At 62.6% G+C, this 25,884-nt stretch carries 25 protein-coding genes; 8 read left to right on the top strand and 17 right to left on the bottom strand.

The features are described from left to right. Positions 1–2 precede the first annotated feature (2 nt). Together ACFHWW_RS05495 and ACFHWW_RS05500 are read right to left on the bottom strand one after the other, a co-directional pair. Positions 3–1,769 carry a Rieske 2Fe-2S domain-containing protein gene (locus ACFHWW_RS05495; protein WP_379937576.1) on the bottom strand — a complete coding sequence of 589 codons (1,767 nt, stop codon included), beginning with the start codon at positions 1,767–1,769 and terminating at the stop codon, positions 3–5. Between the two features lie 24 nt (positions 1,770–1,793). Further along, on the bottom strand, positions 1,794–2,699 hold the full coding sequence (locus ACFHWW_RS05500) for an aromatic ring-hydroxylating dioxygenase subunit alpha (RefSeq protein WP_100673271.1): 906 nt from the start codon (positions 2,697–2,699) through the stop codon (positions 1,794–1,796). 475 nt (positions 2,700–3,174) lie between these two features. On the opposite strand from ACFHWW_RS05500, the gene ACFHWW_RS05505 reads away from it, so the two are divergent. From ACFHWW_RS05505 to ACFHWW_RS05525, 5 genes are all read left to right on the top strand, one after another. Next, positions 3,175–3,945 (top strand): GntR family transcriptional regulator, encoded by a 771-nt coding sequence (locus tag ACFHWW_RS05505; RefSeq protein ID WP_379937577.1) that lies wholly within the window; start codon positions 3,175–3,177, stop codon positions 3,943–3,945. Positions 3,946–3,999: 54 nt separating this feature from the next. Further along, positions 4,000–5,094, top strand: coding sequence for a BMP family ABC transporter substrate-binding protein (locus ACFHWW_RS05510; RefSeq protein ID WP_379937578.1), 1,095 nt, complete (start codon positions 4,000–4,002; stop codon positions 5,092–5,094). Between the two features lie 85 nt (positions 5,095–5,179). Continuing rightward, positions 5,180–6,715 (top strand): ABC transporter ATP-binding protein, encoded by a 1,536-nt coding sequence (locus ACFHWW_RS05515; RefSeq protein WP_379937579.1) that lies wholly within the window; start codon positions 5,180–5,182, stop codon positions 6,713–6,715. Further along, entirely contained in the window at positions 6,699–7,763 is a 1,065-nt protein-coding gene (locus tag ACFHWW_RS05520; protein ID WP_324764670.1) for an ABC transporter permease, read from the top strand. Before ACFHWW_RS05515 ends, ACFHWW_RS05520 begins: the two co-directional genes overlap by 17 nt. After that, on the top strand, positions 7,763–8,683 hold the full coding sequence (locus tag ACFHWW_RS05525; RefSeq protein ID WP_102763227.1) for an ABC transporter permease: 921 nt from the start codon (positions 7,763–7,765) through the stop codon (positions 8,681–8,683). Before ACFHWW_RS05520 ends, ACFHWW_RS05525 begins: the two co-directional genes overlap by 1 nt. A 46-nt stretch (positions 8,684–8,729) precedes the next feature. Here ACFHWW_RS05525 and ACFHWW_RS05530 read toward each other — a convergent pair whose 3' ends face one another. Continuing rightward, positions 8,730–8,921, bottom strand: coding sequence for a DUF6494 family protein (locus tag ACFHWW_RS05530; RefSeq protein ID WP_100673265.1), 192 nt, complete (start codon positions 8,919–8,921; stop codon positions 8,730–8,732). 276 nt (positions 8,922–9,197) lie between these two features. Between ACFHWW_RS05530 and nuoH the strand changes: the two genes are divergently transcribed. The 3 genes from nuoH to ACFHWW_RS05545 all read left to right on the top strand — a co-directional run bounded on the left by nuoH (position 9,198) and on the right by ACFHWW_RS05545 (position 11,301). Further along, on the top strand, positions 9,198–10,184 hold the full coding sequence (nuoH, locus tag ACFHWW_RS05535; protein ID WP_018096347.1) for an NADH-quinone oxidoreductase subunit NuoH: 987 nt from the start codon (positions 9,198–9,200) through the stop codon (positions 10,182–10,184). Between the two features lie 67 nt (positions 10,185–10,251). Beyond that, entirely contained in the window at positions 10,252–10,818 is a 567-nt protein-coding gene (locus ACFHWW_RS05540) for an NADH-quinone oxidoreductase subunit I (RefSeq protein WP_324764673.1), read from the top strand. Between the two features lie 42 nt (positions 10,819–10,860). Beyond that, entirely contained in the window at positions 10,861–11,301 is a 441-nt protein-coding gene (locus ACFHWW_RS05545; protein WP_018096349.1) for a CBS domain-containing protein, read from the top strand. A gap of 92 nt (positions 11,302–11,393) precedes the next feature. On the opposite strand, the gene nuoG is transcribed toward ACFHWW_RS05545, so the two are convergent. From nuoG to ACFHWW_RS05615, 14 genes are all read right to left on the bottom strand, one after another. Then, on the bottom strand, positions 11,394–13,955 hold the full coding sequence (nuoG, locus tag ACFHWW_RS05550) for an NADH-quinone oxidoreductase subunit NuoG (protein ID WP_379937580.1): 2,562 nt from the start codon (positions 13,953–13,955) through the stop codon (positions 11,394–11,396). Between the two features lie 30 nt (positions 13,956–13,985). After that, positions 13,986–15,251, bottom strand: a complete 1,266-nt coding sequence (nuoF, locus tag ACFHWW_RS05555; protein ID WP_379937581.1) for an NADH-quinone oxidoreductase subunit NuoF — start codon at positions 15,249–15,251, stop codon at positions 13,986–13,988. 3 nt (positions 15,252–15,254) lie between these two features. Continuing rightward, on the bottom strand, positions 15,255–15,764 hold the full coding sequence (nuoE, locus tag ACFHWW_RS05560; RefSeq protein ID WP_379937582.1) for an NADH-quinone oxidoreductase subunit NuoE: 510 nt from the start codon (positions 15,762–15,764) through the stop codon (positions 15,255–15,257). Positions 15,765–15,782: 18 nt separating this feature from the next. After that, positions 15,783–16,997: an NADH dehydrogenase (quinone) subunit D gene (nuoD, locus tag ACFHWW_RS05565; protein ID WP_379937583.1), complete on the bottom strand. Its 1,215-nt coding sequence runs from the start codon at positions 16,995–16,997 to the stop codon at positions 15,783–15,785. Position 16,998: 1 nt separating this feature from the next. Next, positions 16,999–17,562: an NADH-quinone oxidoreductase subunit C gene (locus ACFHWW_RS05570; RefSeq protein ID WP_018096354.1), complete on the bottom strand. Its 564-nt coding sequence runs from the start codon at positions 17,560–17,562 to the stop codon at positions 16,999–17,001. Beyond that, positions 17,559–18,062, bottom strand: coding sequence for an NADH-quinone oxidoreductase subunit B family protein (locus tag ACFHWW_RS05575; RefSeq protein ID WP_102763235.1), 504 nt, complete (start codon positions 18,060–18,062; stop codon positions 17,559–17,561). Before ACFHWW_RS05575 ends, ACFHWW_RS05570 begins: the two co-directional genes overlap by 4 nt. After that, positions 18,050–18,415: an NADH-quinone oxidoreductase subunit A gene (locus tag ACFHWW_RS05580; protein ID WP_026168746.1), complete on the bottom strand. Its 366-nt coding sequence runs from the start codon at positions 18,413–18,415 to the stop codon at positions 18,050–18,052. The genes ACFHWW_RS05575 and ACFHWW_RS05580 overlap by 13 nt, the downstream gene beginning before the upstream one ends. Before the next feature lie 196 nt (positions 18,416–18,611). Further along, positions 18,612–20,051: an NADH-quinone oxidoreductase subunit N gene (locus tag ACFHWW_RS05585; protein WP_379937584.1), complete on the bottom strand. Its 1,440-nt coding sequence runs from the start codon at positions 20,049–20,051 to the stop codon at positions 18,612–18,614. Further along, on the bottom strand, positions 20,048–21,523 hold the full coding sequence (locus ACFHWW_RS05590) for an NADH-quinone oxidoreductase subunit M (RefSeq protein ID WP_379937585.1): 1,476 nt from the start codon (positions 21,521–21,523) through the stop codon (positions 20,048–20,050). The genes ACFHWW_RS05585 and ACFHWW_RS05590 overlap by 4 nt, the downstream gene beginning before the upstream one ends. Before the next feature lie 5 nt (positions 21,524–21,528). Next, complete coding sequence (locus tag ACFHWW_RS05595; RefSeq protein ID WP_379937586.1) at positions 21,529–23,289, bottom strand: Na(+)/H(+) antiporter subunit D; 1,761 nt, start codon at positions 23,287–23,289, stop codon at positions 21,529–21,531. Further along, complete coding sequence (locus ACFHWW_RS05600) at positions 23,282–23,536, bottom strand: hypothetical protein (protein ID WP_018096359.1); 255 nt, start codon at positions 23,534–23,536, stop codon at positions 23,282–23,284. The genes ACFHWW_RS05595 and ACFHWW_RS05600 overlap by 8 nt, the downstream gene beginning before the upstream one ends. Further along, complete coding sequence (locus tag ACFHWW_RS05605; RefSeq protein ID WP_379937587.1) at positions 23,533–24,996, bottom strand: monovalent cation/H+ antiporter subunit D family protein; 1,464 nt, start codon at positions 24,994–24,996, stop codon at positions 23,533–23,535. The genes ACFHWW_RS05600 and ACFHWW_RS05605 overlap by 4 nt, the downstream gene beginning before the upstream one ends. Before the next feature lie 4 nt (positions 24,997–25,000). Further along, positions 25,001–25,303, bottom strand: a complete 303-nt coding sequence (nuoK, locus tag ACFHWW_RS05610) for an NADH-quinone oxidoreductase subunit NuoK (protein WP_379937588.1) — start codon at positions 25,301–25,303, stop codon at positions 25,001–25,003. Further along, complete coding sequence (locus ACFHWW_RS05615) at positions 25,303–25,803, bottom strand: NADH-quinone oxidoreductase subunit J (protein WP_102763241.1); 501 nt, start codon at positions 25,801–25,803, stop codon at positions 25,303–25,305. The genes nuoK and ACFHWW_RS05615 overlap by 1 nt, the downstream gene beginning before the upstream one ends. Between the last annotated feature and the right edge of the window lie 81 nt (positions 25,804–25,884).

Genomic DNA, 25,884 nt, shown 5'->3' on the forward strand with positions numbered 1-25,884 from the left:
TCCTAGAGATCGAGGACGAGACGCGCGGATTTGGCGCGCGACACGCAGGTCATGATCTTGGTGCCGGACCTGCGCTCGGCATCGTTGAGGTAGACGTCCTGGTGATCGGGCTCACCCTCGATCACGGTCGCAAGGCAGGTGCCGCAGGCGCCCTGCTCGCAGGATGACGGCATGTCGATGCCGGCTTCGCGCATCACCTCCAGGATCGTCCTGCCGGCGGGGACCTTCAACGTCACGCAGGAGCGCGCAAGCGCCACCTCGAAGCTCGAACTGTCGTCGATCGTATTGGTGTTCTTGAAATATTCGAAATGCACCGCCGTTTCCGGCCAGCCGCGATCCGCCGCGATCCGGCGCGCCGCCTCGAGCATTGGCCCCGGACCGCAGAGATAGAGGTGCATGCCGGGCCGATATCCGGAGAGAATGCCCTCGAGCTCGGCGGCAGTCGCGTCCGGACGGAGTCCGAGGTGAGGCTTAATCGCCTCGCCGAGGAGAGCGGTCTTTTCCGGAAAGGCGAGCTGTTCCTGGTTCTGGGCGAAGTAGTGGAAGGCGAAGTCCAGGTTCTGGTTCTTAAGGGCCTGTGCCATGGCAATCAGCGGCGTGACGCCGATGCCGCCGGCGACGAAAATCGTCTTCTCGGCATCGCGGCGCAGCGGGAAATTGTTGCGCGGCTCCGAAATCGCCAGGACGTCGCCCTCGCGAAGCGTCTCGTGCATGCAGAGCGAGCCGCCCTTCGAATCCCGCTCCAGCTTGACGCCGATGACGTAGCTGTCGCTTTCGCCCGGGCCATTGGTGATCGAATATTGCCGGATGAGGCCATTCGGCAAGTGAACGTCGATATGGGCGCCGGGCTGGAAAGTCGGCAGCAGGCCCTTGACCGGGCGAAGCTCGAACGCCGCGATGCCCTCGGCAGCCATCCACTTCCGCGCGACCGTTACACGGACCGTCGCCTTGCGGCCGTGAGCGGTCAGTTCCGGCATCTCTGCAAGTTCCGGCGAGACGCGCTCGATCACCGGCTCGAGCGGCGCCGGCTGCGGTGCGGCGGCCGCCTCGCGCTCGACGATCTCACGCAGGTTCGAAAGCCGCTCGTTGTGATGGCGCAGAACGGCGATCCGTTCGGCGCCGCGCGGCGAGCCATCGAGTACGCCGCGGATGACCGAACGGTTGGAGTCGACCGGCTGGACGAAGAAGACGGCCAGCGTCTCGGTGCCGTCTTCGCGGGCCGTGAGCGCCACCGAGAAGCCGTCGCTCGCCTTAAGCGACATATCTGCCGCTGTGCCTTCGAGGCAGCCGTTCGGCTGAAAGCGATAGCCCGTCAGCGCCGGCACCACGACATCGGCCGGCGCATTGACCGGAATGCCGCGAAGGGTGAGAAGATCGCCTTCGGCGAGGCCCGCAACGTCCGGCACGTCCCCTTGAGGCTCCTCCGCCGACCAGACGAGGCCATAGCGCTCGACGCCCGCAAAGGTACGGTTGGTAATGGTGCGGGCCGGCGCGTCGGCCGGATGTGCCGGAATATAGGTACAGCCGGCGGTGCGGTTGGAATACCGCCAGCCGTGATACTGACACTTCAACTCGCGTCCATCGTTGATGCCGATCGAGAGGCGGACGCCGCGGTGCAGGCATCGGTTCTCCCAGATATTGACGTAGCCGTCGTCGGCACGCCAGACGGCGAACTCGCGGCCGAGCAACTGGGCGTGGAAGACGTGGCGGAACGGCAGATCATAGGACGCGGCAACGGGATGCCATCTGGTCTTGGCGGTATCGAGCATCGTTCTCTCCAGAATTCTGAAACGTCAGGTGGCGGCCGGGATGACCCCGTAGGTCACGCCCTTCTGGCTGAGCCAACGGCGGTAGGCGATCGCCGACTTGTCGGCGCGGATCGGCGTCTCGGCCCGCGGGTCGAGCGGCAAACGCTTCGGAAACTGGTTCTCCAGGATCGGCTTGTCCTGGCCGAAAATCGTTTGCTGGAAGCGCTTGATCACCTTGTCTTCGTTCTCTTCGTCGAGGACACAGAGCATCATATGCGCGCGGACATGCTCCTGATCGACCGGCTGAAGGAAAACGGCAATGACGTCGAGGCGGCTCTCGTCGATGGGGCTGGATTTGTACAGCACCGAACAATAGGGATGCGGCACCCGATAGATATATTCGACATCGGCGCCTCCGGTCGATGCGGTCGAGGCCATCGGTTGGAAGAAGCGACAGCGCGTGGCGACGATCTCGTCGCGCTCGACCGAAAGCTCGACGTCGTATTCCTTGACCTCCGTATGGGGTTCTGCTCCCAGAATATCGGTATGGACATAAGGAAAGTGGCCCATGTCGAGGAAATTCTCGATAGCGCGGGGTGCCGAAACATTGACTCCGATGGTGGCGGCATTGAGCCTGCGCCGATCGGCCTCCGCATATTCGGGAATGGGAAACAGCTCGGCGGGCGGCGTCCCCAGCGAGGTCCAGATATAGCCATAGGCAAGTTTGATCGGTAGACAGCCGCCGAGCGTACCGATATCGACCGGACTGCCGGCAGGGAGCTCCGGGCGCGAACGCCAGACGGCCGCCTTGCCTTCGCCATCCGAAACATAGCTGATGCGCTCCTCGAGCAGCACCGTGTCCTGCACCGTCCCCGCCGGCACCTCGTCCACCGCCGCCAGCGGGTGCCACAGATCGAGAACCACCTGGTCCTGGCATTTGGTCGGGCTCATGCGTTCATCTCCGTGAATGGCGTCTGGTCATGAAGCGGTTGGAAACCGTAACGGCTGTCGGAATTCACCGGCTCGCCGCTACCGCTGCGAACCACCTGCCGGCGATAGCCGCCCACGGCACTGGGTGGCGAGGTCAACAGCGATCAGGCGCGGGTGAAGGGGCCCGCCCGACGACGTCAGGTCCGCGGCGACATCGCAGTCACTAAGAAGAACTCGATCGCTACAAAGGGCAGTTCTGCTCATCGCATCCTCCCTGGCTAGCACTTCCCTATGAACCTAGCTCCGTGATGGACTCATTGGAACCACAAGATTGGATACCAATCAACAAAAAATTGCATGGCAAAATGCGTTTTTTGATTGACAGCTTGATTTGATTGAATACCGATATGGAATTCGTAACGCCGGATATGCGGCCGTGCAATGCTCCGGTGCGACCGTCCCGCAGATTTTTCTGCGGGAGATGGAGAGACCTGTCATGAGCAGCCGTTCGCAGGCGATTGCCGACATCCTGACCCGGGCGATCATCGATCACCGGCTCGTACCCGGATGCAAGCTCGGTGAGCGCGAACTGGCCGAAATCTTCGAGGTCAGCCGCATCGTCATCCGCCAGGCGCTGATCAGGCTTGCCGACGACGGGCTCGCGCAGATCGAACGCAATCGCGGCGCCTTCGTCGCACGCCCGAGCATGCAAGAAGCGATGGAGATCTACGACGCGCTGACGCTCGTGGAACAGGGCGTCGCCGCCCAGCTCTGCGACCGGCTGGGGCCCGCCGGCTTCGCCGAGTTGCGCCAGCACGTCGAGCGGCAGCGCCAGGCCGTCGCATCCGGCAACGACGCGCTTGCCGACGTTCTCGGCCAGGAGTTTCACACTCTCTTCGTCCGCCTCAGCCGTAACAAGGTCATGCAGGAAATTCACGCGCAGCTCGTGCGGCGCACCACGCTCCTGCGCTCGTTGATCTCCGCCGATTTCGACTATTGCAATCTGCTGGACGACCACCAGCGCGTGATCGACCTGCTCGAAAAGGGTCGGCTGAAGCCTGTCATGGAGTTGATCGACACCCATCACCGCAGCGTCGTGCGCGGCTATATCATGGATCGGCAGGTCTTTCCGGAGCTGACGTCGCGGGAGGCGCTTCAGCCCTATCTCGACGGCAAAGCCGATGAGGCGTCCAAGGCGGCGCCACGCAAGAAAGCGGGAGAAAGCGGCGGGGCCGGCGCGAGCCGCCACGTCCACGCCACGAAATAGATCCGGCGGCCACAAGCCGGAGAAACGACACGAACCGACAAAGGGGTTACTGCCATGTTCAACCTGACCAGACGACAATTCCTTCGATATTCCGGCGCGACCGGTGTGGCACTCGGAACCGGAAGCCTTGCCAGCTTCGCGAGCGCAGAGGAGCCGTTAAAGATTGGCGTCGTCTACGTCTCGCCGATCGCTGAGATAGGCTGGACCAAACAGCACAGCCTGGGCGTCGACGCGATCAGGGAGGAATTCGGCGACAAGGTCGCCATAACGGTCATTGACAACATCTTCATGCCCCAGGATGCCGAACGCGTGTTCCGCGAGCTCGCCGCCTCCGGAAATCAGCTGATTTTCGGGACCAGCTTCTCGCACGGCACGCCGATGCAGAAGGTGGCGCCGCGCTTCCCCAAGACGGCGTTCGAGCACTGTTCGGGCATCGTGCACCGCGCGAACCTCGGCACCTTCGAGGCCAAATATTACGAGGGCACCTTCGTCGCGGGCGCGGCCGGCGGGCATATGAGCAAGTCCGGCAAGATCGGCTTCATCGGCGGGTTCCCGATCCCCGACATTGTCGGGCCGGCGAACGCGCTTCTTCTCGGCGCGCAGAGCGTCAATCCGGAGGTCACCTGCAACGCCATCTTCCTCAACTCCTGGTTCGATCCGGGCAAGGAGAAGGAAGCAGCCAACACGCTCCTGTCGCAAGGTTGCGACGTGATCTGTTCGATGACCGATACGGCAACCGGCGTACAGGTGGCCGGTGAAGGCGGCGCCTGGTCGATCGGCTACGCCAGCGACATGGCCAAGTTCGGCTCCGGCAAGCAACTCACGGCCTTTACCCTCGACTGGTCAAGTGAGTATCTGCGCGCCGCAAGGGGCGTAGCGGAAGGCAGCTGGAAGGCTGAGGCGCGGTGGGACGGGCTTGCCGCCGGCGTCGTCAAGATGGCCCCCTATAACGAGGCGATCCCTGCCGACATCCAGGCCAAATTGAAGCAGCTCGAAGCCGATATCGCAGCGGGCAAGATCCATCCCTATGCCGGCGAGCTTAAGGACCAGGACGGCAACGTCAAGGTCGCTGCCGGGTCGGTTCTTTCGGATAGCGACATCCGAGGGATGAACTGGTTCGTCAGGGGGATGATCGGCAAGCTCAGCTGAGCCGCGTCCTGAAATCGGCGTGACCGCGGCGGAATCCGCGTCGCGGACACGTCGTCGCCAACGCACAACCACGGCAGGAGCGGCCATGATCCCCCGCCTCGAATTGCGCAGCATTACCAAGAGCTATCCCGGCACCGTCGCGAACGACGCCGTCTCGCTGTCGATCCTGCCGGGAGAGATACACGCCGTCCTCGGAGAGAACGGCGCCGGCAAATCGACGCTGATGAAGATCATCTATGGCGCAGCTCAAGCCGACTCGGGCGAAATCTATTGCGACGGCAGACGGATCGAAGCGCACAATCCCGCAATCTCGCGCTCGCTCGGGATCGAAATGGTCTACCAGCATTTCGCGCTCTTCGAATCGGTCTCGGTGGTCGAGAATATCGCCCTGGCGGTCAAAGGCACTTTCGATCTCGACCGGCTCGCGGCTGAGATCAAGGCCTTGTCGGCGCGCTACGGCATGCCCATCGATCCGCACCGCAGGGTGCACGATCTCTCCGTCGGCGAGCGGCAACGCGTGGAGATCGTACGTTGCCTCTTGCAGTCACCCAAGCTTCTGATCCTGGACGAACCGACCTCGGTGCTTACGCCGCAAGCCGTGGTGAAGCTCTTCGAAACGCTTCGCCAACTGGCAAGCGAAGGCTGCAGCATCGTCTATATCAGCCACAAGCTCGATGAAGTGCAGGAACTTTGCGACACCGCCACGGTGCTGCGCAACGGCAAGGTGACCGGCACGGCAAAACCCAAGGAATCGACGTCGCTGGAGCTCGCCCGGATGATGGTCGGCTCGCAGCTTCCGCAAATGCATGTGAGCCCTTCAGCCCCCAGCGCCAAGCCGCTGCTGGAAGTCCGCGGGCTATCCGCTCCCGCCCGGGACAAGTACGGCACCGAGCTGACGGATGTATCCCTCGAAGTGCATGGCGGCGAGATCGTCGGACTGGCCGGTGTGTCGGGCAACGGCCAGGCTGAGCTGATCGCGCTGTTGAGCGGCGAGCGGACCCATCCGCGTGCGGAGACGATCCTCATCGGCGGCAGACCGTCCGGCCATCTCAGCGCCGGCGAACGACGCAAGCTCGGCATGGCCTTCGTCCCGGAGGAACGCCTCGGCCGTGGCGCGGTGCCGCCCCACGCCCTGTGGGAGAACGCCGTGCTGACGGCCCACCGGGCTGGCCTCGTACGCAACGCCCTTGTCGACCGCAGGAGGGCCGGCGATTTCGCGAGGCGCGTTATCGAGCGCTTCAAGGTAAAGGCGAATGGACCGCAAGCGAGCGCGCAGAGCCTCTCCGGCGGCAACCTGCAGAAATTCATCGTCGGGCGCGAGCTCACCCTGGAGCCGAAGGTTCTTCTCGTGTCCCAGCCGACCTGGGGCGTGGATGTCGGTGCAGCCGCCTTCATCCGCCAGACGCTCGTCGATCTCAGCCGCGCCGGCGCAGCGGTGCTGGTCGTATCGGAAGAGCTCGATGAGCTGTTCGAGATCTGCGACCGGTTGCTGGTCATTTCCAACGGCCGCGTTTCGCCGCCATTGATCAGAAAGCAAACCAATCGCGAAGAGATCGGCCTCTTGATGACCCGGGTCGGCCATGGCGAAACGAGGAGAACCGAAGTTGCCCTTGAGGATTGAACAAAGGCAGGAACCATCCGCGCAGATGCGGATCGCCGCTCCGGTGATCGCCACGGTGCTGACCTTCCTTGCGGGGTCCGTACTGTTTGCCGCCCTCGGCTATGATCCGCTGGCGACGCTGTACGCCTTCTTCGTGGCGCCCATCAATTCCATCAACGGCCTTTCGGAGTGGCTGCTCAAGGCCTCGCCTCTGATCCTGATCGCCTGCGGACTGGCGGTCGGATTCCGTGCCAACATCTGGAACATCGGCGCCGAGGGGCAACTCATTATCGGCGCTGTCGCAGCCTGTGGCGTCGGCCTCTTCTATCCCGATCCCGAGAGCCCGCTCCTCATTCCCCTGATGTTTCTCGCAGGCGCAGGCGCCGGCATGGCATGGGCCGCGATCCCGGCATTTCTCAGAGCCCGCATGAACACCAACGAGATCCTCGTCACGCTCATGCTGACCTATATCGCGACGCTGTTGCTGTCCTTTCTGGTCCACGGCCCGTGGCGCGATCCGGCCGGGTTCAACTATCCGCAAACGGCGCTCCTGCCGGCGGCGGCGATGTTCGAACCTTTCGATTATGCCTACCGGCTCAATCCGTCGATCTTCATCACGGTCGTGGCGGTCGTCATGATGTGGCTCTTCACCGATCGCAGCTTCCTCGGCTACAAGATGTCGGTGAGCGGCGCCGCCCCCCTAGCGGCACGCTATGCGGGCTTTCGCGAATCCTCCGCAGTCTGGACAGGGCTGCTTGCGGGCGGCGCGGCGGCAGGCATCGCCGGTATGGCGGAAGTGGCCGGTCCGCTCGGACAATTATCGCCCCAGATCTCGCCCGGTTACGGCTTTGCCGCCATCATCGTCGCCTTCATCGGACGGCTGAACGCCTTCGGCATCGTGCTCGGGGGACTGCTGATGTCGCTCCTCTTCCTCGGCGGCGAGACCGTCCAGATGACCCTCGGCCTGCCGGCGGCGCTCACCCGCATCTTCCAGGGCATCCTCCTGTTCTTCCTGCTGGCCGCCGATTTCTTCATCTACTACCGTCTTCGCCTTCCGGAGCACGCCTGATGGATCTTTTCATTGCCATTTTCACCGGAACCATTATCGCGGCGACGCCACTGATATTCGCAGCCCTTGGCGAGCTCGTCGTCGAGAAGTCCGGCGTGCTCAACCTGGGCCTCGAAGGCATGATGCTGATGGGGGCGGCCTTCGCCTTCTGGGCGGTGATCGCCGGCCTGCCGATGCCCGTAGCCATCGCAGCCGGGGCACTCGCCGGTGCCGCCACCTCGCTTCTCTTCGGGGTGCTGGCGCTGACGTTCCTGACCAACCAATATGCTGCTGGCCTGGCGCTCGCCATATTCGGGTCGGGGGTTTCGGCCTTTCTCGGGCGCGGTTTCGGCAGCGCACCGATCGATGCGCTGAAGCGCGTCCATATCCCCTTTCTCTCCGATATTCCGGTGATCGGGCCGATGTTCTTCCGCTTCGATCCGATGGTCTATCTGGCAATCGCGATGTTCGGCCTCATCACCTGGTTCCTTTACCGTACCAAGGGCGGCCTCATCTTGCGCACCATCGGAGAGTCGCCCGAAACGTCGCACGCGATCGGCTATCCGGTCATCAGGATCAGATATCTGGCGGTGCTGTTCGGTGGTCTGATGGCTGGCCTTGCCGGGGCATATCTCTCGGTCGCCTACACGCCGCTCTGGGTGGAAAACATGACGGCCGGCAAAGGCTGGATCTCGCTGGCATTGGTCGTCTTTGCGACATGGCGGCCGCTGCGCGTCCTGATCGGCGCCTGGCTTTTCGGCGGCATGACGATCCTGCAGCTGCAGGGCCAGGCCCTCGGTATCGCGGTCCCTTCGGAGCTGCTCTCGGCGCTTCCCTATCTCGCGACTATCATAGTCCTCGTGATCATCTCGCAAAACCGCCAATTGCTGACGCTGCATTTCCCGGCGTCGCTGGCAAAGCCATTCCGGGCGGCGAGCTAGCGTTCAAGGCAAAGTGGCGGGGACGCCGGAGCTTCCCGTTCTCGAGTTATGGCAGTTCGATTTCACCCGCCACTACATGATTGAGGCCGGTGCCTTCCGCCGTCAGCGTCATGCGGACTTTCAACGTCTTGCCTGCGATCTGCCCATTGCGCACCGTCTCCTCGATCTCTCGCTGCGAGGTGACTCCCACTTCCTTCAGGAACTTGCGGATCGACATATTGAAGGCATCTTCGCTCATGGCAGGACTCCTCTGTGTGTGGAAGTGATTGTAGGAGAATGGGAGTGAACAAGGAAGCAAGCGACCGCGCGGATGCTGTCGGCGCCGGTTCCTGCCGCCTCATTGCAAGTAGAGCGTGACGGCTGTACCGTGAGGCTGACAGGTGCGCAAAGCGCGCTGCTGCATGCTGCCTTAGGTACCTGGCCGAGCCAAGGGCGAAGTCATGCAGCGATCCAAGGTGCCACGTGCTTTGCGCGTCCGACAGCACGCGCGGGGCTGGGCAACGGACGCAAAGTCATGGAACTTATCGTCGCTCTCGGCGTGATCGTCTTCAAGGTCGCCTTGCTGATCGCGATCCTGCTGTTGCTGCCCCTGCCGCTGACATGGTTGGAACGCAAGATCGCCGGGCACATGCAGCAGAGGATGGGACCGATGCGCGTGGGCTGGCACGGACTGCTGCAGCCGGTGGCGGACGGGATCAAGCTCCTGACCAAAGAGGATCATATCCCGGCCGAAGCCGACCGCTTCCTGTTCAAACTGGCTCCGATCCTGGCGCTTGCCCCGCCCTTCGTGGTGTTTGCCGCAATCCCCTTTGGCGAAACCGTTTCGGTTCTCGGCAACGAGATCACGCTCTACATTTCCAACCTGAACGTAGCGCTGCTTTTCGTCTTCGCGGTGATCGGGCTGGAGGTCTATGGCGTCATCTTCGGCGGCTGGGCGGCCAACAGCAAATATGCCGTGCTTGGTTCTCTGCGGACCTGCGCGCAAATGATCAGTTACGAAATTCCGATGGGTTTCGCGGTGATCGGCGTCGTCATGCTGGCGCAATCCATGAGCCTGCTCGACATCGTGCGGGCGCAAACCGACGTCTGGAATATCGTCTATCAGCCGATCGGATTTTTCGTGTTCTTCGTCGCAGGACTTGCAGAAGCGCAGCGTATTCCTTTCGACCTCGCGGAAGCCGAAGGCGATCTGGGAGCCGGCTTCCACACAGAATATAGCGGCATCCGCTTCGCCTTGTTCATGGTCAGCGAATATGTCGTGATGGTGCTGGTGTCGGTCCTTACCGTGATCCTGTTCTTCGGCGGATGGAACGGCGTGCTCATCCCGCTGCCGCCGCTCCTCTGGTTTTTGCTGAAGGTTGCCTTCTTCGTCTATTTGTTCATGTGGTTCCGCTTTACCTTCCCCCGCTACCGTTATGACCAACTGATGGCGATCGGCTGGAAGGTCTTGCTTCCACTGTCTTTGGCGAACATAATCATCAGCGGTGTTGTTTTCTCTTGATGCATGCCGCCCGGAAACTCCGGGCGCGGACATGCAGACGACTCTCAGGAGCCGCAGCGAGGCGGCCATGTCGCACGCACTGGACAAAGCTGGAAGATGGATCGGCTGGGCCTTCTTCGCCGATCTGGCGAATGGTTTGGCTTTGACCTTCGGCTACATGTTCTCCAGACCCGTCACCATGCAATATCCGGACAAGGAGAAGTGGCTGCCCTATTCGCGTTATCGCGGGCACCATTTCCTCAAACGTGACGCCGAGGGAGAGATCAAATGCGTCGCCTGCGAGCTCTGCGCGCGGATCTGTCCCTGCGACTGCATCGAAGTAGTCCCCTACGAGGACGAGAAGGGCAACCGGCGCCCGGCCAAATTCGAGATCGACACGGCCCGCTGTCTCTTCTGTGGGCTCTGCGAGGACGCCTGCCCGGCGGACGCGATCGCCCTTGGCCAACAATATGAATTTTCGAGTTTCTCCTCGCGCGACTTGGTGATCGGCCGTGACGATCTGCTCGCCAAGCCGGGCAAGGCGATGACCGGCGGCGGTGTCGTCGCTGCGCGCCTGAACACCGAACGGGATGTTCTGGTCCAATCCAGCGAGCCGCGCGGGTACAATTGGTGGCGGAATATTCGACGAAAGTGAAGGCGCGCCGGGGTCGCGCCGAAGCAGGGACTGGAGGCTCAGATGCACATCTGCCAAATCCTGGGAAGCAAGTCTCCCGAAATCGTCTCGGTCACGCCGGACCACACGATGGTCGAAGTATTGCGGCTGTTTCGCGACAGGAATATCGGCTTCGTCGTCGTCGGCCGTTCGCCAGGAGAATGCCTGGGCACGCTCTCGGAGCGGGACTGCTGCCATGCCGTGGCCGAGTACGGCACCGAAGCACCGCTGATGCGGGTGGGAGAAATCATGAACCGCACTGTCGCGACCTGCTCGACGGAGGATTTCCTGCCCTTCGTGATGTCGATCATGACCGAGCGGCGCACGCGCCATGTGCTGGTCATGGACGGCAACGATGCCGTCGGCGTGGTCAGCATCGGCGACGTGGTCAAACACCGGCTCGAAGAGGCATTGCAAGCGGAGCGGGACATGCACGACTACATTTGCGGAGCCAACTACCGCTGACGAAAACGCCTGCCGCAGATTGCCTTTGAGTTGACCCGATCGACAGCAAGGCTGCAGCAAATACCCCCTCTGCCCCGCAGATCCGGATGCAATCAGACCCGGTCTTCCTCCAGAGCGGATTCTGCGCGCCTCGCGCAGGCGCGGATCTCCACCGGACATGGATACTCTCCCCGCCGCATCAGACTGTTGAGCCGCAGGGCGCGGTAGTTTTCGGGAACGAACGCGAGCCCGTCCGGAAAGCGCCTGTTGACCTTGAGCTTCGCCGTCAGCTCGCCCCGGGCGGACCGCACGAGCACCTGATCCCGGTCCGAAAGGCCGACTCGCGCGGCATCCTGAGCGCTCATTTCGATAAACGGGTCGTCTGCGACCGAATTCAGGGTTTCCGAGCGCTCGGAAACATAGCCATTGTGGAACAGGCAGTTGCCGGTGATCAGCTGGAGCACGTCCGTCACTTCAGGAGCAGACGGAGGAGCGAAGAACCCGCTTGCCCATGGCTGCGGGGCTGACGTGGTGAAGGCACCGTCGGCACCAAGCCCTTCCCGCGTCAAGCCGTCATAGGCGGGAACCAACCGGGTCATCTCGTCGAAGATGGCGGTCTCGGTCGATGGCTGCAGCGGCTGCTCCCGAAGCGCCGCGATAAAGTCGAAGATCGCCAGATTGCTCCTGGCGTCAAAAGCCGGTTCGCGGAATTTTCGAAGCGCCTGGGTCCGGCCTTCATTGTTGGTGAAGGTCCCGGATTCTTCGCCGTAACCGGCTGCGGGCAGCACGACGTCGGCCAATGCCGCCGTATCGGTGAGAAACGCGTCCTGCACGATCAGAAGATTGGCGGTACCGAGTGCGCGCTCGACGAACTCCCGGTCGGGATAGGACATCAGCGGGTCGCTTCCGACCACATAGAGGACGCCCATCCGCCCGTTTACGCAGAGTTCCAGCATCGCATCGAAATCGGCGCCCGGGTCGCGGGGGATCTCCGCGCCCCAGCTCCGTGCGAACTCCGTGCGCGTCGCCTCATCGGCGACAGGGCCAAGGCCCGGCAAAACTCCGGACAGAACACCCATGTCCCAGGCGCCCATCTGATTGGCACGATCGAAGAGAAACTGCAGCGAGGGTTCCTTGCCGAGCAGGCGCAGGAGCTGGAGAAGATTGCCCAGCTGCTGCAGCGTCTCCCGTGCCAGCGGTGATCTCAGCAGATCGACGCTTACCAGGAGGGTGACGCTCCGATCTTCCTTGAGCGTTGAAACCAGACGGCCCAACGCGTCATTGGCGTCGGCCCCGGTGATCGTCCCGCTGGTCATCGCAAGGATATCGCCCGGCAAGCCCTGATCGGTCACGGCCACGAGAGCAGCCACGACCGCGGCAAGGCTCCGAGCCTCGCCGCCGGGATGGGCACGAAGGACCGCCGCCGCATCGGCATCAAGCCGCGATGGCCGCGCCGAAAGCATGAGCAAGCGGGTATGCCGTCGCCGCGCGGCATCGCGCAGGAGGTATTCGGTGACCGGATTCTCCTCGGTCACGTTGCCGCCGATGATGAGCACGCAGTCCTTGCCGATCACCTGTTCGAGAGGGCCGCGGCTGTAAAAGCTTGCCACCAGCGGCGCCAGGATGTCGAGGGGTGTGGACCAACGCGACGAGCAGTCGACGTTATTGGTCTGGAACACTGTCCGCATCAGTTTCTGGAACTGGTAGAGCACCTCGTTCGGCAGACGCGGCGAGATGAGCCCGCCGGCGGCCATGCCCTCCATTACACCGAGGCGCCGGCGGACAAAGTCGCCCGCCTCCTCCCATGACACCGCCGTCAGCGCGCCGTCGCTGCGGATCATCGGCCGCTTGATGCGATCCCGGCTTTCGATGTAGTCGAGGCCGAAGCGGCCGCGCACGCAGAGCGTTTCGCGGTTGACGCCATGTTCCCAGTCAGAGCGGACCCGCATGAACTCGCCTTTGCGCGCTCCGACGGTGAGCTGGCATCCGGTGCCGCAATGCGGGCAGATCGTGTCGGTCTCGGCGAGATCCCAGGGCCGTGCCCGGTAGCGATAGGGGAAACTCATCAGCGCGCCGACCGGGCAGACCTCGACGCAATTGCCGCACTGGTCGCAGCTTGCAAGGCTCCCCTCGAAGCCGGTGACGGCGGTATCCATGCCCTTTTCCACCGTGCCTAGCGCCACCGCGCCCACGACCTCCTCGCACATGCGCACGCAGCGCTGGCATTGGATGCATCGGTTGACATTCATGATGATGACCGGGCTCAGACGGATGTCCTTCGAATGGAACACGCGTTTTGGGTCGCGGAACCGGCTTTCGCCGGGCCCATACGCCATGACCATGTCCTGAAGTTCGCACTCGCCTCCCTTGTCGCAGATCGGGCAATCGAGCGGGTGATTGGCGAGCAGCATGTCGAGCATCGACGAGCGCGTTTCCTCGATCAGCGGCGTATTTGTCCGAACCACCATGCCGTCCGATGCCACGGTCGCGCAGGCCGGCTGCAGCCGCCGCAGTCCCTCGATCTCCACCAGACACATGCGGCACGAGGCGAGTGGCGGCAGGCGCTTCCAATAGCAGAAGGTGGGAATGTCGATGCCCAGGCGTTCGGCGGCGGCGAGCACCGTGGAGCCAGCCTCGACCTCCAGCATTTGTTCGTCGATCGTGACCTTGACCATACTTCCTCCCGGACCGGTCGGGTGCCCGTTTCAGTGGAAAGGGCACCTCCGCTCTTCGATATGGACGACGAATTCCTCGCGGAAATGCTTGAGCGCGGCCCGCAAGCCCATGGCCGCACCGTCGCCCAGGGCACAAAACGTGTTGCCGAAAATACCCTTGCAGAGCATCTCCAACTGCTCCAGATCGCCGGTTTCACCCTCGCCTGCCTCGATGCGGCGCAGAACTTTCACGGCCCAGTCCAAACCTTCGCGGCATGGCGTGCACTTGCCGCAGGACTCATGGTGGAAGAACTCGATGATCCGCGTGGCGAGCTTGACCATGCAGGTCGAGTCGTCGATCACGACCACGCCTGCCGAGCCGAGCATCGAACCGGCGGCAGCTAGCGAGTCGAAATCCATGCCCACCTCGAGCTCGCTCGCCGGGATAACCGGCGCCGATACCCCACCGGGAATCACCGCCTTGACCTTTCGCCCCGGCAGGGGTCCGCCGGCATGCTCCTCGACGAGTTCCTGCAGCGATATGCCCATCGGCAGCTCGTAGAGGCCGGGTTTGCGAACCTGACCGCTGAGGCAGTAGAGCTTCGGACCGGGGCTCCTGTCCGGCCCTATGCCGCGAAACCACGCCGGTCCGCGCATCACGATATGCGGCACGCAGGCAAGCGTCTCGACATTGTTGATGACCGTGGGACTGGCGTAGAGCCCGGCCACGGCCGGAAACGGCGGCTTCAGTCGCGGCTGCGCCCGCTTGCCCTCGAGTGACTCGAGCATTGCGGTCTCCTCGCCGCAGATATAGGCGCCGGCACCGCGATGGATGTAGACCATGAAATTGAAGTTCGAGCCGAGAATGCCGGTGCCCAGATAGCCGTTTTCATGTGCCTCGGCGATCGCCTGTTCCATACGGCGAATAGCCGTCACATATTCTCCGCGAATGTAGACGTAAGCCGTCTCGGCCCCGATTGCATAGGCGCTGACCGCCAGCCCCTCGATGAGCTGATGCGGGTCGCGCTCCATGATGATGCGGTCCTTGAAGGTGCCGGGTTCCCCTTCATCGGCGTTACAGCAGAGATATTTCGGCTTGCCGGCCGCTTTCGGCACGAAGCTCCACTTCATGCCCGTCGGGAACCCGGCACCCCCGCGGCCGCGCAGGTTGGATTCCTTGACGAGGTCGACGATCTCGTCCGGCGTATATTCGCCGAGCGCCTTCCGGAGCGCCCGGTAGCCGCCGCCAGCCTCATAGGTCGACAGCAGATGACCGTCCGGCACATCGACATTCCTGAGCAGGACCGGCTCGAACATGGCTTATTCTCCTGGTGCCGGCGCAGCAGCGCGCTCGATGTTCGCCGCCCGCTCCGCCGCGCGGAAGCTCTCCAGCAGCGCATCGAGCCGCGCGGTATCAAGGTTGCCGTGGTAATCGTCGCCGACCTGCATCACCGGAGCCATTTCGCAGGCCCCGAGACATTCGACGGTCGAAAGCGTGAACGCACCGTCCGGCGTGGTTTCTCCCTTCCGGATCCCCAGTGTCGTTTCCAGATGCTTCAGCAGCGCCTCGGATCCGCACAGCATGCAGGAGACATTGTCACAAAGTTGCAGGTGGAACCTGCCGATCGGCTCGGTATGGAAGAGCGTGTAGAAGGTCGCCAGTTCATAGACCCAGACGCGTTCGACGCCGAGGATCTCGGCGACGTCTTCGAGCACCGGCCCGGGCAGATGACCATGCTCCTTCTGCGCGATCATGAGCGCGGGCATGATCGCCGACCGCCGTTCGGGGTATCGCGCCGCCGCCGCCTCGATCTCTTCGCGCATGGTCATCGCGTCCGATCCTCCCTGCTACTTGTCCACCTCCGCCATCACCGGGTCGAGACTGCCGAGCACGGCGATCATGTCGGCGAGGTAGCGTGCATTGGTCACGCCGAAGAGCGCCTGAAGATTGACGAAAGAAGGCGCCCTCACCTTCATGCGGAACGGCTTCGGCGATCCGTCGCTGATGATGTAGAAGCCGAGTTCTCCTTTAGGCGCCTCGATCACCGAATAGACCTCGCCTTTTGGTACGTCGAAGCCATAGGCGGAGAGATCGAAATGCTGGATCAGGGCCTCCATCGAGCAATGCACGCGCTCTTTGTCGACGGGGAAGGCGATCGTCGGGATATCGACCTGAAACGGCCCCTCCGGCATCTGCTCCATGCATTGTTCGATAAGGCGGATGCTCTCGCGCATCTCGTCGACGCGGCAAAGCCAGCGCGCATAGCAATCGCCCTCCTCGCGCGTGATGACGTTGAAATCGAGCCGATCGTAGATTTCATAGGGTTCGTCGCGCCGGATATCCCAGTCGACGCCGGAGGCACGCAGGTTCGGCCCGCTCAAGCCGAGGTCGATCGCGTCCTTCGCGGAGATCACGCCTATCCCCTGCGTGCGGCTGAGAAACACCCGATTGTTCTCTATCAGGCGTTCATAGTCGCGGATCCTGTTCGGGAAGATCTCGCAGAATTCCCTGATCTTCGGAACGAACCCGTCGGGCAGGTCCTCGCGTACTCCGCCGACGCGGCAGTAGGACGTGTGCATGCGCGCACCGGTGATCATCTCCAATAGGTCCATGATCATTTCGCGCTCGCGCATGGCGTAAAGCAGCGCCGTCATGGCGCCCAGATCCATCGGCAGCGCGCCGGTGATCAGGAGATGACCGGAAATCCGTGCGAGTTCGGCCATCATCACACGGATATATTGCGCTCGGATCGGGGCCTCTATGCCGAGCAGCCTCTCCACGGCGAGCGCGAAGCCCAGGTTGTTCGAAGGCGGACAGAGATAGTCGAGCCGGTCGGTCAGCGGGAAGATCTGGGTATAGGTGAAGCTCTCCGCCAGTTTTTCGGTGCCGCGGTGCAGATAGCCGATATGCGGGTCGACGCGTTCGACATATTCGCCGTCGAGTTGGAGCACGAGTCGCAGAACCCCGTGGGTGCTCGGGTGTTGCGGCCCGAGATTGAGAAGCACCTCCTTGGTATTGAGCGCTTCGCCTTCCGGCCTCATGAGCTCGGTGACTTCGGTCATCTCAACTCTCCGGCGTCTGACGGCCTCCTTGCGGTATATCTCTGGTGGCGAGGTCCGGCTGCGTCGGCGGCGGCCCCTCGGCACCGAAGGGGTTCAGTTTGTCCTTGTAGCCCCTCAAGGGAAAATCCTTGCGCTGCGGAAAGCCCTCGAAGCCTTCCCACATATAGATGCGGCGCAGATCGGGATGCCCCTCGAAACGGATGCCGTACATGTCCCAGGCCTCGCGTTCATGCCAGTTGGCGGTGCGCCAGACTCCTGCAACAGAGGGAACATGCGGTGGATCGCCGAGCCGGCACTTGATGCGCACGCGCCATTTGTTCTTCAGCGAATAGAGGTGGTAAACCGTCTCGAAACGCGGCGTTTCGGGGTAGTGATCGACGCCGCATATGTCGGAGAGGAAATCGAACTCAAGCGCCGGGTGTTCTTTCAGGAATCGACAGAAGTCGACGATCTGCTCCGGTTGGACGGCAAAGGCGCAGATACCATGCGCGGCGCCGAGATTCTCGACTGCTCCCGCGAAGCTCCCGATGATCGCCTCGAGATCGACACGCCACTCCCCGGTCATGATGCTACAACCCGTCCCAGTGGCGACCCGGTGAGCGCGCGGGACCTCCTGATCTTCTCCTGAAGGAGGAGAAAGCCGTGCATCAGCGCCTCCGGCCTCGGCGGACAGCCCGGCACATGCACGTCGACGGGGACGAAGGTTTCCGATCCCTGCACCACGGCATAGGTGTTGTAGACCCCGCCCGAAATCGCGCAGGTCCCCATCGCAATCACCCAGCGCGGTTCCGGCATTTGGTCGTAAAGCCGCCGCACGACGGGCGCGAATTTCCGCGTGACCGTGCCGGCGATGATCATCACGTCGGACTGCCGCGGAGAAGGCCGGAACACCACGCCGAACCGGTCGAGATCATAGCGCGCGCATCCGGCCGAGATCATTTCGATGGCGCAGCAGGCAATGCCGAAGGTTTCGGGCCACAAGGCCGACCTCCGGCTCCAACCGATGATGCTGTCGGCCGTGGTGAACAGTACGCTGTCGCGGATCGCGTCGTTTATTCCTGCCATTCCAGCGCCCCCTTCAGCCAGGCATAGGCGAAGCCCACAAGCAGCAGCAGCATGAAGACGAACATCTCGATATAGCCGACGATGCCGATCTCCTTCAGGACGACCGCCCAGGGAAAGAGGAACATCGCTTCGACATCGAAGACCACGAGGAGGATGGCGAGGATAAAGAAAGGAACCCGGAAGCGGCCGCCCGCGGCCTCGCCCGCCGCCTCCATACCGCATTCATAAGGGGCGTTCTTTTCGGGATAGGGATTGGACGGACGCAGCAGCGAGGAGACGAAAAGCGTCGCCGTCGCCACCAGGACTATCCCGGTAACCATGAACAGAACCGGCAGGAACTCCATTGCCGTCATAGCGTTTGGCCTTGGCCAATCAGCGGCTTTTCTCAGCCGCGATCGGTCCCTTCGGAACCGGGGATGCCGGCGCCCCGAGAGGCGGTCTGGGCAATCCTCTTCCTCCAGGGCGAGTCTATGCCGTCGGGCGGATCAATGCAAATCCAATTGATTAGTAATGTATGATCCGAATTGGCCCTCCTGCAGAAGACCCGCCTTACCCTCCGAAAGCCGACTGTTGAGCAAGCCTCAGGAACCACGCCGGAAACAGGCCGATGCCGATGGTGCCGGCTGCTGTGAAGGCGAGCGTGGCACGGACGAGCGGCGTCAGCGCAGGTTCGAACGTCCTTTCCGGCTCGCGCATGTAGATCACCATCACGATGCGGATATAGAAATAGGCGGCGACGACGCTGAGCAGGACTGCGATCACCGCCAGCACGACGAAACCTCGCTCCACCAGCGCGACCAGCACGTAGAACTTGGCGAAGAAACCGGCCGTCGGCGGGATGCCGGCGAGCGAGAAGAGATAAAGGAGCATCAGAAGCGCGAGCCCGGGATGGAACTTGGCGAAACCTGCGTAGTCTTCGATGACCTCGCCGGATAGATCGCCGTTCCGCATCATGATCACGGCGCCGAAAATGCCGAGATTCATGAAAGTGTAGATAAGCAGATAGAGCATCACGCTGGCGATCCCGTCCTGGCCGCCGGCCACCACTCCGAAAATAGCAAAACCCGCATGGGCGATGCTGGAATAGGCGAGCAGGCGCTTGAAATTATCCTGCACCAGCGCCACGAAACTGCCGAGCGCCATCGTTGCCACCGCAATGGCCGCGACGATGATCCAGGCGTTCGAGACCTCGACAAGCGGATTGAGGAACACCCGGAGAATCACTGCGAACCCGGCCGCCTTGGGCGCGACCGACATGAAGGCAGTGATCGTCGTCGGCGCGCCTTCATAGACGTCCGGCACCCACATATGGAACGGCACAGCCCCGATCTTGAAGACGAGCCCCGCAACGATGAAAACGACCGCCAGCAGCAGTGCGGGATCGAGCGGACCGCCGCTCACCGCCTCAGCCATCCGGTCCAGTTGGGTCGTACCGGTGAGCCCGTAGATGAGCGAAACGCCATAAAGGAAAATCGCCGTCGAGACTGCGCCGAGGATCACATATTTCAACGCCGCCTCGTTCGACCGCCGCTCTTTGCGCAGGAAGCCTGTCAGCACATAGGTGCAGAGCACCATCAGCTCGAGACCCACATAGATCGACAGGAGGTCGAGCGACGAGGCCATGATCATCATCCCCACAAGGGCGAAGAGCAGCAGGACATAATATTCGCTCCTGCCGATCCCCTCGATCTCGGCGTATTTCCGCGACAGGAAAAAGGTCAGGATGGTCGCCAGATAAAACACCAATTTGAAAAAGACGGCGAAGCGGTCGGAAATGAACATGCCCGCATAGGCCGGCCGCATTTCGCCTGCCAGCATGAGCGTGGCCACCGCGGCGAGGAGCACGATCGCTACCGAAGCCCACAGGAGCAGTTCGTCCCGCCCCTTGCGCACAAGCTCTCCGACAATCAGCAGGATGCAGGCACCGGTGACCACGATGATTTCGGGGACGCTCGCCAGGGCCCATTGGAGAAGCGCTGCAGCAGTCATTGACCGCTCCCTTCACCGTGTACCTGCACCAGCAGATTTCGCACCGACGCATCGATGATCCCGAGGAACGGTCGCGGATAGAGCCCGACCCAGAGCACAAAGACGGCGAGCGGCAGGATGGCAGCCATCTCGCGGCCGTTCACGTCGTGTATCTTGTACCTGGCAGTCACATTCGCCGGACCAAGCGCCACTTTCCCGTACATGCCGAGCAGGTAGGCGGCACTCAGCAACGCACCCACTACGGCCGCGGCGCCCGCGGCGAGGTTTGCCGCAAACCCGCCTGACAGCACCAGCAGTTCGCCGACGAAAGCGTTCGTCCCCGGCAGCGCCATCGAAGACAGGGTGAAGAGCGCAAGAAAGGCGGTATAGACGGGCGCCGCCTTCATCAGCCCGCCGTAATTCGCGATGCTGCGGGTATGGGTGCGCTCGTAGATCAGGCCCACGAACAGGAACAATGCGCCAGTCGTTATCCCGTGGTTGAACATCTGCAGGATGCTGCCCTCGAGCCCGCGCAGATTCAGCGCGAAAATCCCGAGCGTCACAAATCCCATATGGCTGATGCTGGAATAGGCCACCAGCTTTTTCAGGTCGTCCTGAGCCAGGGCCAGCAAGCCGCCATAGACGATCGCAAGAGCCGAAAGCACGAGCATAAGCGTCGAATAGTAGAGCGATGCTTCCGGCAGCATCGGCAGCGAGAAGCGCAGGAACCCGTAAGCGCCCATCTTCAGGAGCACGCCGGCGAGAATGATGCTGCCCGCCGTCGGCGCCTGGACATGTGCGTCCGGCAGCCAGGTGTGCACCGGCACCATCGGCACCTTGACGGCGAAGGCCACCAGGAAGGCGAAGAACAGCCAGGACTGAACGCCGAAGGGCAGATCCTGCGCCGTCAGGGCGAGTATGTCGAAGGTCTCGCCCCCATGGAAATAGAGCACGATGACGCCGATCAGGAAGAGGATGCTGCCAGCCAGCGTGTAGAGGAAGAACTTGAACGCCGCATAGACCCGGCCTTCCCCGCCCCAGACGCCGATGATCAGATACATCGGAATCAGCATCGCCTCCCAGAAGACGTAGAACAGGAACAGGTCGAGCGCGCAGAAGACACCGAGCATCAGCGCCTGCATGATCAGCAGGCTGACCATGAACTCCTTCACCTTGCGGTCGACCGCCACCCAGGAAGCGAGCACGGAGATCAAGCTCAAAAGCGCCGTCAGGAACAGGAAGAGCGCGCTGATGCCGTCGACGCCGAGCGCGTAAGTGATCCCGAGCGCGGGCACCCAGGGACGGCTCTCGGTGAACTGCATTTCGTGCGTCGTCGTGTCGAAACCGGCCAGCATAACTATGCAGAGAGCGAGATCGACAATCCCGAAACCGAGCGCCGTCCACCGCACCGCATCGTCGCTGCGCATGAACACCACCACCGCCGCCCCGGCGACGGGCAGGAAGACGATGAGGCTCAGCAGCGGGATCGACATCGTGCCTACCTCCACACCACCGCAAAGACGAGGATGGCCGCGATCAGGCCGGCGATCATCGCCAGCACGTAATGGGTGACGACGCCGGTCTGCCAACGTCGCAATACGCTGCCGCCGTCAAGGATCGATCGGGCGAAACCATTCACGACGCCGTCCACGCCATTGAGATCGAGCCGCACCCCCGTGCGCGCCGAGCCGTGCAGGAAGGGCAGTACCGCAGTCTCCGACACGTCGCTGACCGCCTTCTCATACCGCGCCAACGGTCTTTCTGCGAACCACATGAAGGCGCGGGCGCCCTTGCGATAGAACCAGTCGGTGTCGAGGCTGATCGTGTTCTCGGGATCGAGCGCCCGAAGGAAGATCACGAAGCCCAAAGCCGTGAACATCAGGATCCCGAGGCTTTCGGTCACGTGGACGCCGGTATAGGGCTCGAAATCGACAGGATAGGGCAGAAGCGCGTAGAGCGGGCCGGGGAATACGCCGATGGCGATGCAGAGCGCCGCCGCCATGCCCATCGCGACCAGCATGTTGCCGGGTGGCTCCCGTGCCTGCAGCCCCCGGTCGGTACCGAAAAACATGTAATAGGGGAGCTTGAGCCCGGTGTGCAGGAACGTCCCGGACGACGCCATCGTCAGCGCCAGCATCACCAGCGCGCGATGATCCTGCCCTGCCGCTGCTATCACCATCGATTTGCTGACAAAACCCGAGAAGAACGGAAATGCCGAGATCGCAAAGGCGCCGATCATATAGAGCGCTACCGTCAGCGGCATTGCCTTGTAGAGCCCGCCAAGCTCGGTGAGCTTGCGCCGGCCGGTGACGTAGATCACCGCCCCGGCACCCATGAACAAAAGCCCCTTGTAAAGGATGTGCGCGAAGGCGTGACTGGTGGCCCCGTTCACCGCCAGCTCGGTGCCGATGCCGATGCCCGCGACCATGTAGCCCACCTGACTGACGATATGATAGGCAAGAAGGCGGCGGCAGTCGTTTTCCAGCACCGCATAAATGACGCCGTAGAGCGCCATCACCGTGCCGAGCCAGACCAGCAGTTCGATACCCGGAAACGCCCGCGCCAGCACGTAGACGGCGGTCTTGGTCGTGAACGCGCTCATGAACACCGCGCCGGTGACCGTCGCCTCCGGGTAGGCATCGGTCAGCCAGGCATTGAGCGGCGGCACCGCCGCGTTGAGCAGGAAGCCGGCAAGAATGAGATAGGTACCCGCGTCCAAAGCGCCCTCGACCGGACCGAAGAGGAGCGAGCCTGCGGCTGCCCCATGGAGCAGAATTCCACCGAGCAGGATGACGCCGCCGGTGACGTGGACCATGAGATACCGAAAGGCAGCGCGGATCGCCTGTCCCCCTCCTTGAGCGAAGACGAGATAAGCCGACGCGAATGCCATGCCCTCCCAGAACAGATAGAGGGTCAGATAGTCGCCTGCGAACACCACGCCCAGCGCGCTGCCGACATAGACGAAGGCGGCTACATGCTGGCCGGCGCCGGAAAGGTGCAATGCATAGACCGTCCCGATCAGCGCCATGATGGTGAAGACGGTAGCGAAGACGGTGCTGAGCTGGTCAACCTTTGCAATCCGAATTTCCTGGCCGAGGAACTGCTTCTCGCCATAACTGCCGGGCTCTATCGCCAGGACGACGACGACCGCCAGTACCGGGATCAGCACGAGATAGGCTTTACGCACCGGTCCCGTGAAGAACGGGATCGGTAGAGCGCCCAGAATGAAGATGAAGGCCGGATGGACGAAATCAGTCATAATAGTCCTCGCGCCGCATCAGCCCGGCGCGGTGGCCGAGAAACTTGGAAACGAAGATGAGCAGCACGCAGGAGCCGAAGCCGTACGCCGCCGACCAGCCCGGCAGGCGCTCCCACAGGTATTCGGCGTGGTCGCGGCGAACCAGGAAGTCGGCGACGACGATCAGGACGAGCACCAGATAGAACAGCCGCCGGCGCAGCCTCGCATATTGCGCATCACCAAAGAAATCGACGACAGGCTTGATCATCGGATCACTCCGTCCGCGAGGGTGAGGAAATAGTAGGGGAAGATGCCCATCAGCACTGAGAGGATCGCGGTCGCGACCAGCGGGATCGTGACCAGCGGGATTTCGCGAACCGGCGCCCGGCTCTCCTTGGTCTCCGACTCGAAAAAGGCGGTGTAGCTGACCGGCAGAAAATAGGCGGCGTTGAGGACCGAACTTGCGAGCAGCACGGCCAGGAAAGCCATCTGCCCGGCCTCTACCGAGCCCTCCGCCAGATACCACTTGCTGACGAAACCTGCCGTCGGCGGGATCCCGATCATGCTCAGCGACGCGACGAAGAATGCCCCCATTGTCCAGGGAAGCCTGCGGCCGATGCCGGCCATGTCGCTGATATTGCGTTTTCCGGACGCACAATAGATCGATCCCGCGCAGAAAAAGAGCGTGATCTTGGAGAATGCATGCGCCGCGATGTGGATGATGCCGCCGACCATCGCCAGCGGCGATAGCAGTACCGCGCCCAAGACGATGTAGGAGAGCTGGCTGACGGTCGAATAGGCGAGCCTCGCCTTCAGGTCGTCCCGCGTCAGCGCGTACACCGAAGCCATCAGGATGGTGAACGAGACCAGATAGGCCGTGGCGATGCCTAGGCCCAGTTCCCCGACCATGCTGACACCAAAGACATGAAAGATCACCCGCAGCACGCAGAAGACGCCCATCTTGACGACCGCCACGGCATGCAGGAGCGCGCTGACCGGCGTCGGCGCCACCATTGCGGCGGGCAGCCAGGCATGCATCGGCATTACGGCCGCCTTGGCGAAGCCGAAAAGATAGCAGAAATAGACGACCGCGAGCAGCGTCGCCGAGGCATTGGCGCCGGCCAGCAGCCCGCCCGCCACGAAGTCGAGCGACCCGGCGATGTGGTAGGTCAGCGCCAAGGCAGCGAGAAGCACGCTCTTCGAAGCGCCCATCAGATAGACGAGATACTTGCGGCTGCCCCGCCATCCGTCTTCGTCCTCGTGGTGGTAGACGAGCGGATAGGTGACGAGGCTCAGCACCTCGTAGAAGACAACCAACGTGAACAGATTCGCGGCGAAGGCGCCGCCCACCGCGGCCGCGAGGCTGGTGGCGAAGCATGCGAAAAAGCGGGTCTGCGCATGCTCGTGCAAGTGGCGCATGTAACCGATGGAATAGACCGCGGCCACGATCCACAGAAGCGAGGAGACCGTGGCGAACACCATGCCGAGCGCATCGGCGCGGAACGCGAAGTCGATCCCCGGCAGGATCTCGAACAGGCGCAGTTCGACCGTGCCGCCGGCCAGCACCGTGGGCGCCATGGAGACGACGATCGCAAACATGGCGACCGCCGCGACCGGCGATACCGCGTCGCGGAGTTTCTCGCGCTTGTTGAGAAAGAGGATGGCGAGGGCCGCCAGTCCGGCGACGGCGACGGCGAGCAGCGGCCGGGTCGATATCACCGGGTCCAAGCCGCTATCCTTTCATAATGGTGACGTCGTCTACCTTGAGGGTGGACTTGTTCCTCACCAGCGCGACCAATATGCCGAGGGCCACGGCAACCTCCGCCGCGGTGATCGCGATGACGAAGATCGCGAAGATCTGTCCGCGGAAGTCGTCGTAGTAATGGGCGAAGGCGATGAAATTGATGTTGACCGAATTGAGCAGGAGCTCCAGCGACATCAGCACGATCAGGATATTGCGCCTCAACAGGACGCCCCCCGCCCCGATCACGAACAGGGCCACTCCGAGCAGGATCGACCACCAGAGCGGGACCATCAGCCTGGTTCCTTCCGCGCCAGCACGATGGCGCCGACGAGGGCCGCGAGCAGGATGACCGAGGCGACTTCGAACGGCAGGAGATAGTCGGAGAAGAGCGTCTTGCTGAGATCCCTGATCGCATCGCCGCCGCGCTCGGCAACGGGCGGCGTTGCGGTGAAGCGATCGCTCCAGAGCACCAGCACGACCATCTCGGCACCGAGCAGGACGAGCAGCGCGAGCGCCGGCAGGTTGCCGCCCGGCATGAAGCGCTGCAGCACCGCTTCGCGCACGTCGACCATCATGATCACGAACAGGAACAGGACCATGATCGCGCCGACATAGACGAAGATCTGGATGACCGCGAGCAGCGGCGCACCGAGCATGACGAAGATTGCCGAAATCTGCAGGAAGCACGCCATCAGCGCCAATGCGCTGTGAACCGGATTGCGCGCCAGAACCAGTGTCAGGGCTGTGACCACGGACACCGTAGCGAACAGAAGAAAGAACCCCTGATGCATCGACGCCGACCTTTCGCCACGAACTCTCGGCGCAAGACGGCCGGAGTCGAGATAGCGCCGCACTCACAAATTGTGCCCTAG

Origin of the sequence: Sinorhizobium sp. P24N7, assembly GCF_042436655.1 — a bacterium.
Lineage (GTDB): Bacteria > Pseudomonadota > Alphaproteobacteria > Rhizobiales > Rhizobiaceae > Sinorhizobium > Sinorhizobium meliloti_A.

What these genes read in the sequence shown, in the direction of transcription:
- ACFHWW_RS05495 (WP_379937576.1), bottom strand. Translation starts at nt 1,769, where the DNA reads ATGCTCGATACCGCCAAGACCAGATGGCATCCCGTTGCCGCGTCCTAT.
- ACFHWW_RS05500 (WP_100673271.1), bottom strand. Translation starts at nt 2,699, where the DNA reads ATGAGCCCGACCAAATGCCAGGACCAGGTGGTTCTCGATCTGTGGCAC.
- ACFHWW_RS05505 (WP_379937577.1), top strand. Translation starts at nt 3,175, where the DNA reads ATGAGCAGCCGTTCGCAGGCGATTGCCGACATCCTGACCCGGGCGATC.
- ACFHWW_RS05510 (WP_379937578.1), top strand. Translation starts at nt 4,000, where the DNA reads ATGTTCAACCTGACCAGACGACAATTCCTTCGATATTCCGGCGCGACC.
- ACFHWW_RS05515 (WP_379937579.1), top strand. Translation starts at nt 5,180, where the DNA reads ATGATCCCCCGCCTCGAATTGCGCAGCATTACCAAGAGCTATCCCGGC.
- ACFHWW_RS05525 (WP_102763227.1), top strand. Translation starts at nt 7,763, where the DNA reads ATGGATCTTTTCATTGCCATTTTCACCGGAACCATTATCGCGGCGACG.
- ACFHWW_RS05530 (WP_100673265.1), bottom strand. Translation starts at nt 8,921, where the DNA reads ATGAGCGAAGATGCCTTCAATATGTCGATCCGCAAGTTCCTGAAGGAA.
- nuoH (WP_018096347.1), top strand. Translation starts at nt 9,198, where the DNA reads ATGGAACTTATCGTCGCTCTCGGCGTGATCGTCTTCAAGGTCGCCTTG.
- ACFHWW_RS05540 (WP_324764673.1), top strand. Translation starts at nt 10,252, where the DNA reads ATGTCGCACGCACTGGACAAAGCTGGAAGATGGATCGGCTGGGCCTTC.
- ACFHWW_RS05545 (WP_018096349.1), top strand. Translation starts at nt 10,861, where the DNA reads ATGCACATCTGCCAAATCCTGGGAAGCAAGTCTCCCGAAATCGTCTCG.
- nuoG (WP_379937580.1), bottom strand. Translation starts at nt 13,955, where the DNA reads ATGGTCAAGGTCACGATCGACGAACAAATGCTGGAGGTCGAGGCTGGC.
- nuoF (WP_379937581.1), bottom strand. Translation starts at nt 15,251, where the DNA reads ATGTTCGAGCCGGTCCTGCTCAGGAATGTCGATGTGCCGGACGGTCAT.
- nuoE (WP_379937582.1), bottom strand. Translation starts at nt 15,764, where the DNA reads ATGACCATGCGCGAAGAGATCGAGGCGGCGGCGGCGCGATACCCCGAA.
- nuoD (WP_379937583.1), bottom strand. Translation starts at nt 16,997, where the DNA reads ATGACCGAAGTCACCGAGCTCATGAGGCCGGAAGGCGAAGCGCTCAAT.
- ACFHWW_RS05570 (WP_018096354.1), bottom strand. Translation starts at nt 17,562, where the DNA reads ATGACCGGGGAGTGGCGTGTCGATCTCGAGGCGATCATCGGGAGCTTC.
- ACFHWW_RS05575 (WP_102763235.1), bottom strand. Translation starts at nt 18,062, where the DNA reads ATGGCAGGAATAAACGACGCGATCCGCGACAGCGTACTGTTCACCACG.
- ACFHWW_RS05580 (WP_026168746.1), bottom strand. Translation starts at nt 18,415, where the DNA reads ATGACGGCAATGGAGTTCCTGCCGGTTCTGTTCATGGTTACCGGGATA.
- ACFHWW_RS05585 (WP_379937584.1), bottom strand. Translation starts at nt 20,051, where the DNA reads ATGACTGCTGCAGCGCTTCTCCAATGGGCCCTGGCGAGCGTCCCCGAA.
- ACFHWW_RS05590 (WP_379937585.1), bottom strand. Translation starts at nt 21,523, where the DNA reads ATGTCGATCCCGCTGCTGAGCCTCATCGTCTTCCTGCCCGTCGCCGGG.
- ACFHWW_RS05595 (WP_379937586.1), bottom strand. Translation starts at nt 23,289, where the DNA reads ATGACTGATTTCGTCCATCCGGCCTTCATCTTCATTCTGGGCGCTCTA.
- ACFHWW_RS05600 (WP_018096359.1), bottom strand. Translation starts at nt 23,536, where the DNA reads ATGATCAAGCCTGTCGTCGATTTCTTTGGTGATGCGCAATATGCGAGG.
- nuoK (WP_379937588.1), bottom strand. Translation starts at nt 25,303, where the DNA reads ATGGTCCCGCTCTGGTGGTCGATCCTGCTCGGAGTGGCCCTGTTCGTG.
- ACFHWW_RS05615 (WP_102763241.1), bottom strand. Translation starts at nt 25,803, where the DNA reads ATGCATCAGGGGTTCTTTCTTCTGTTCGCTACGGTGTCCGTGGTCACA.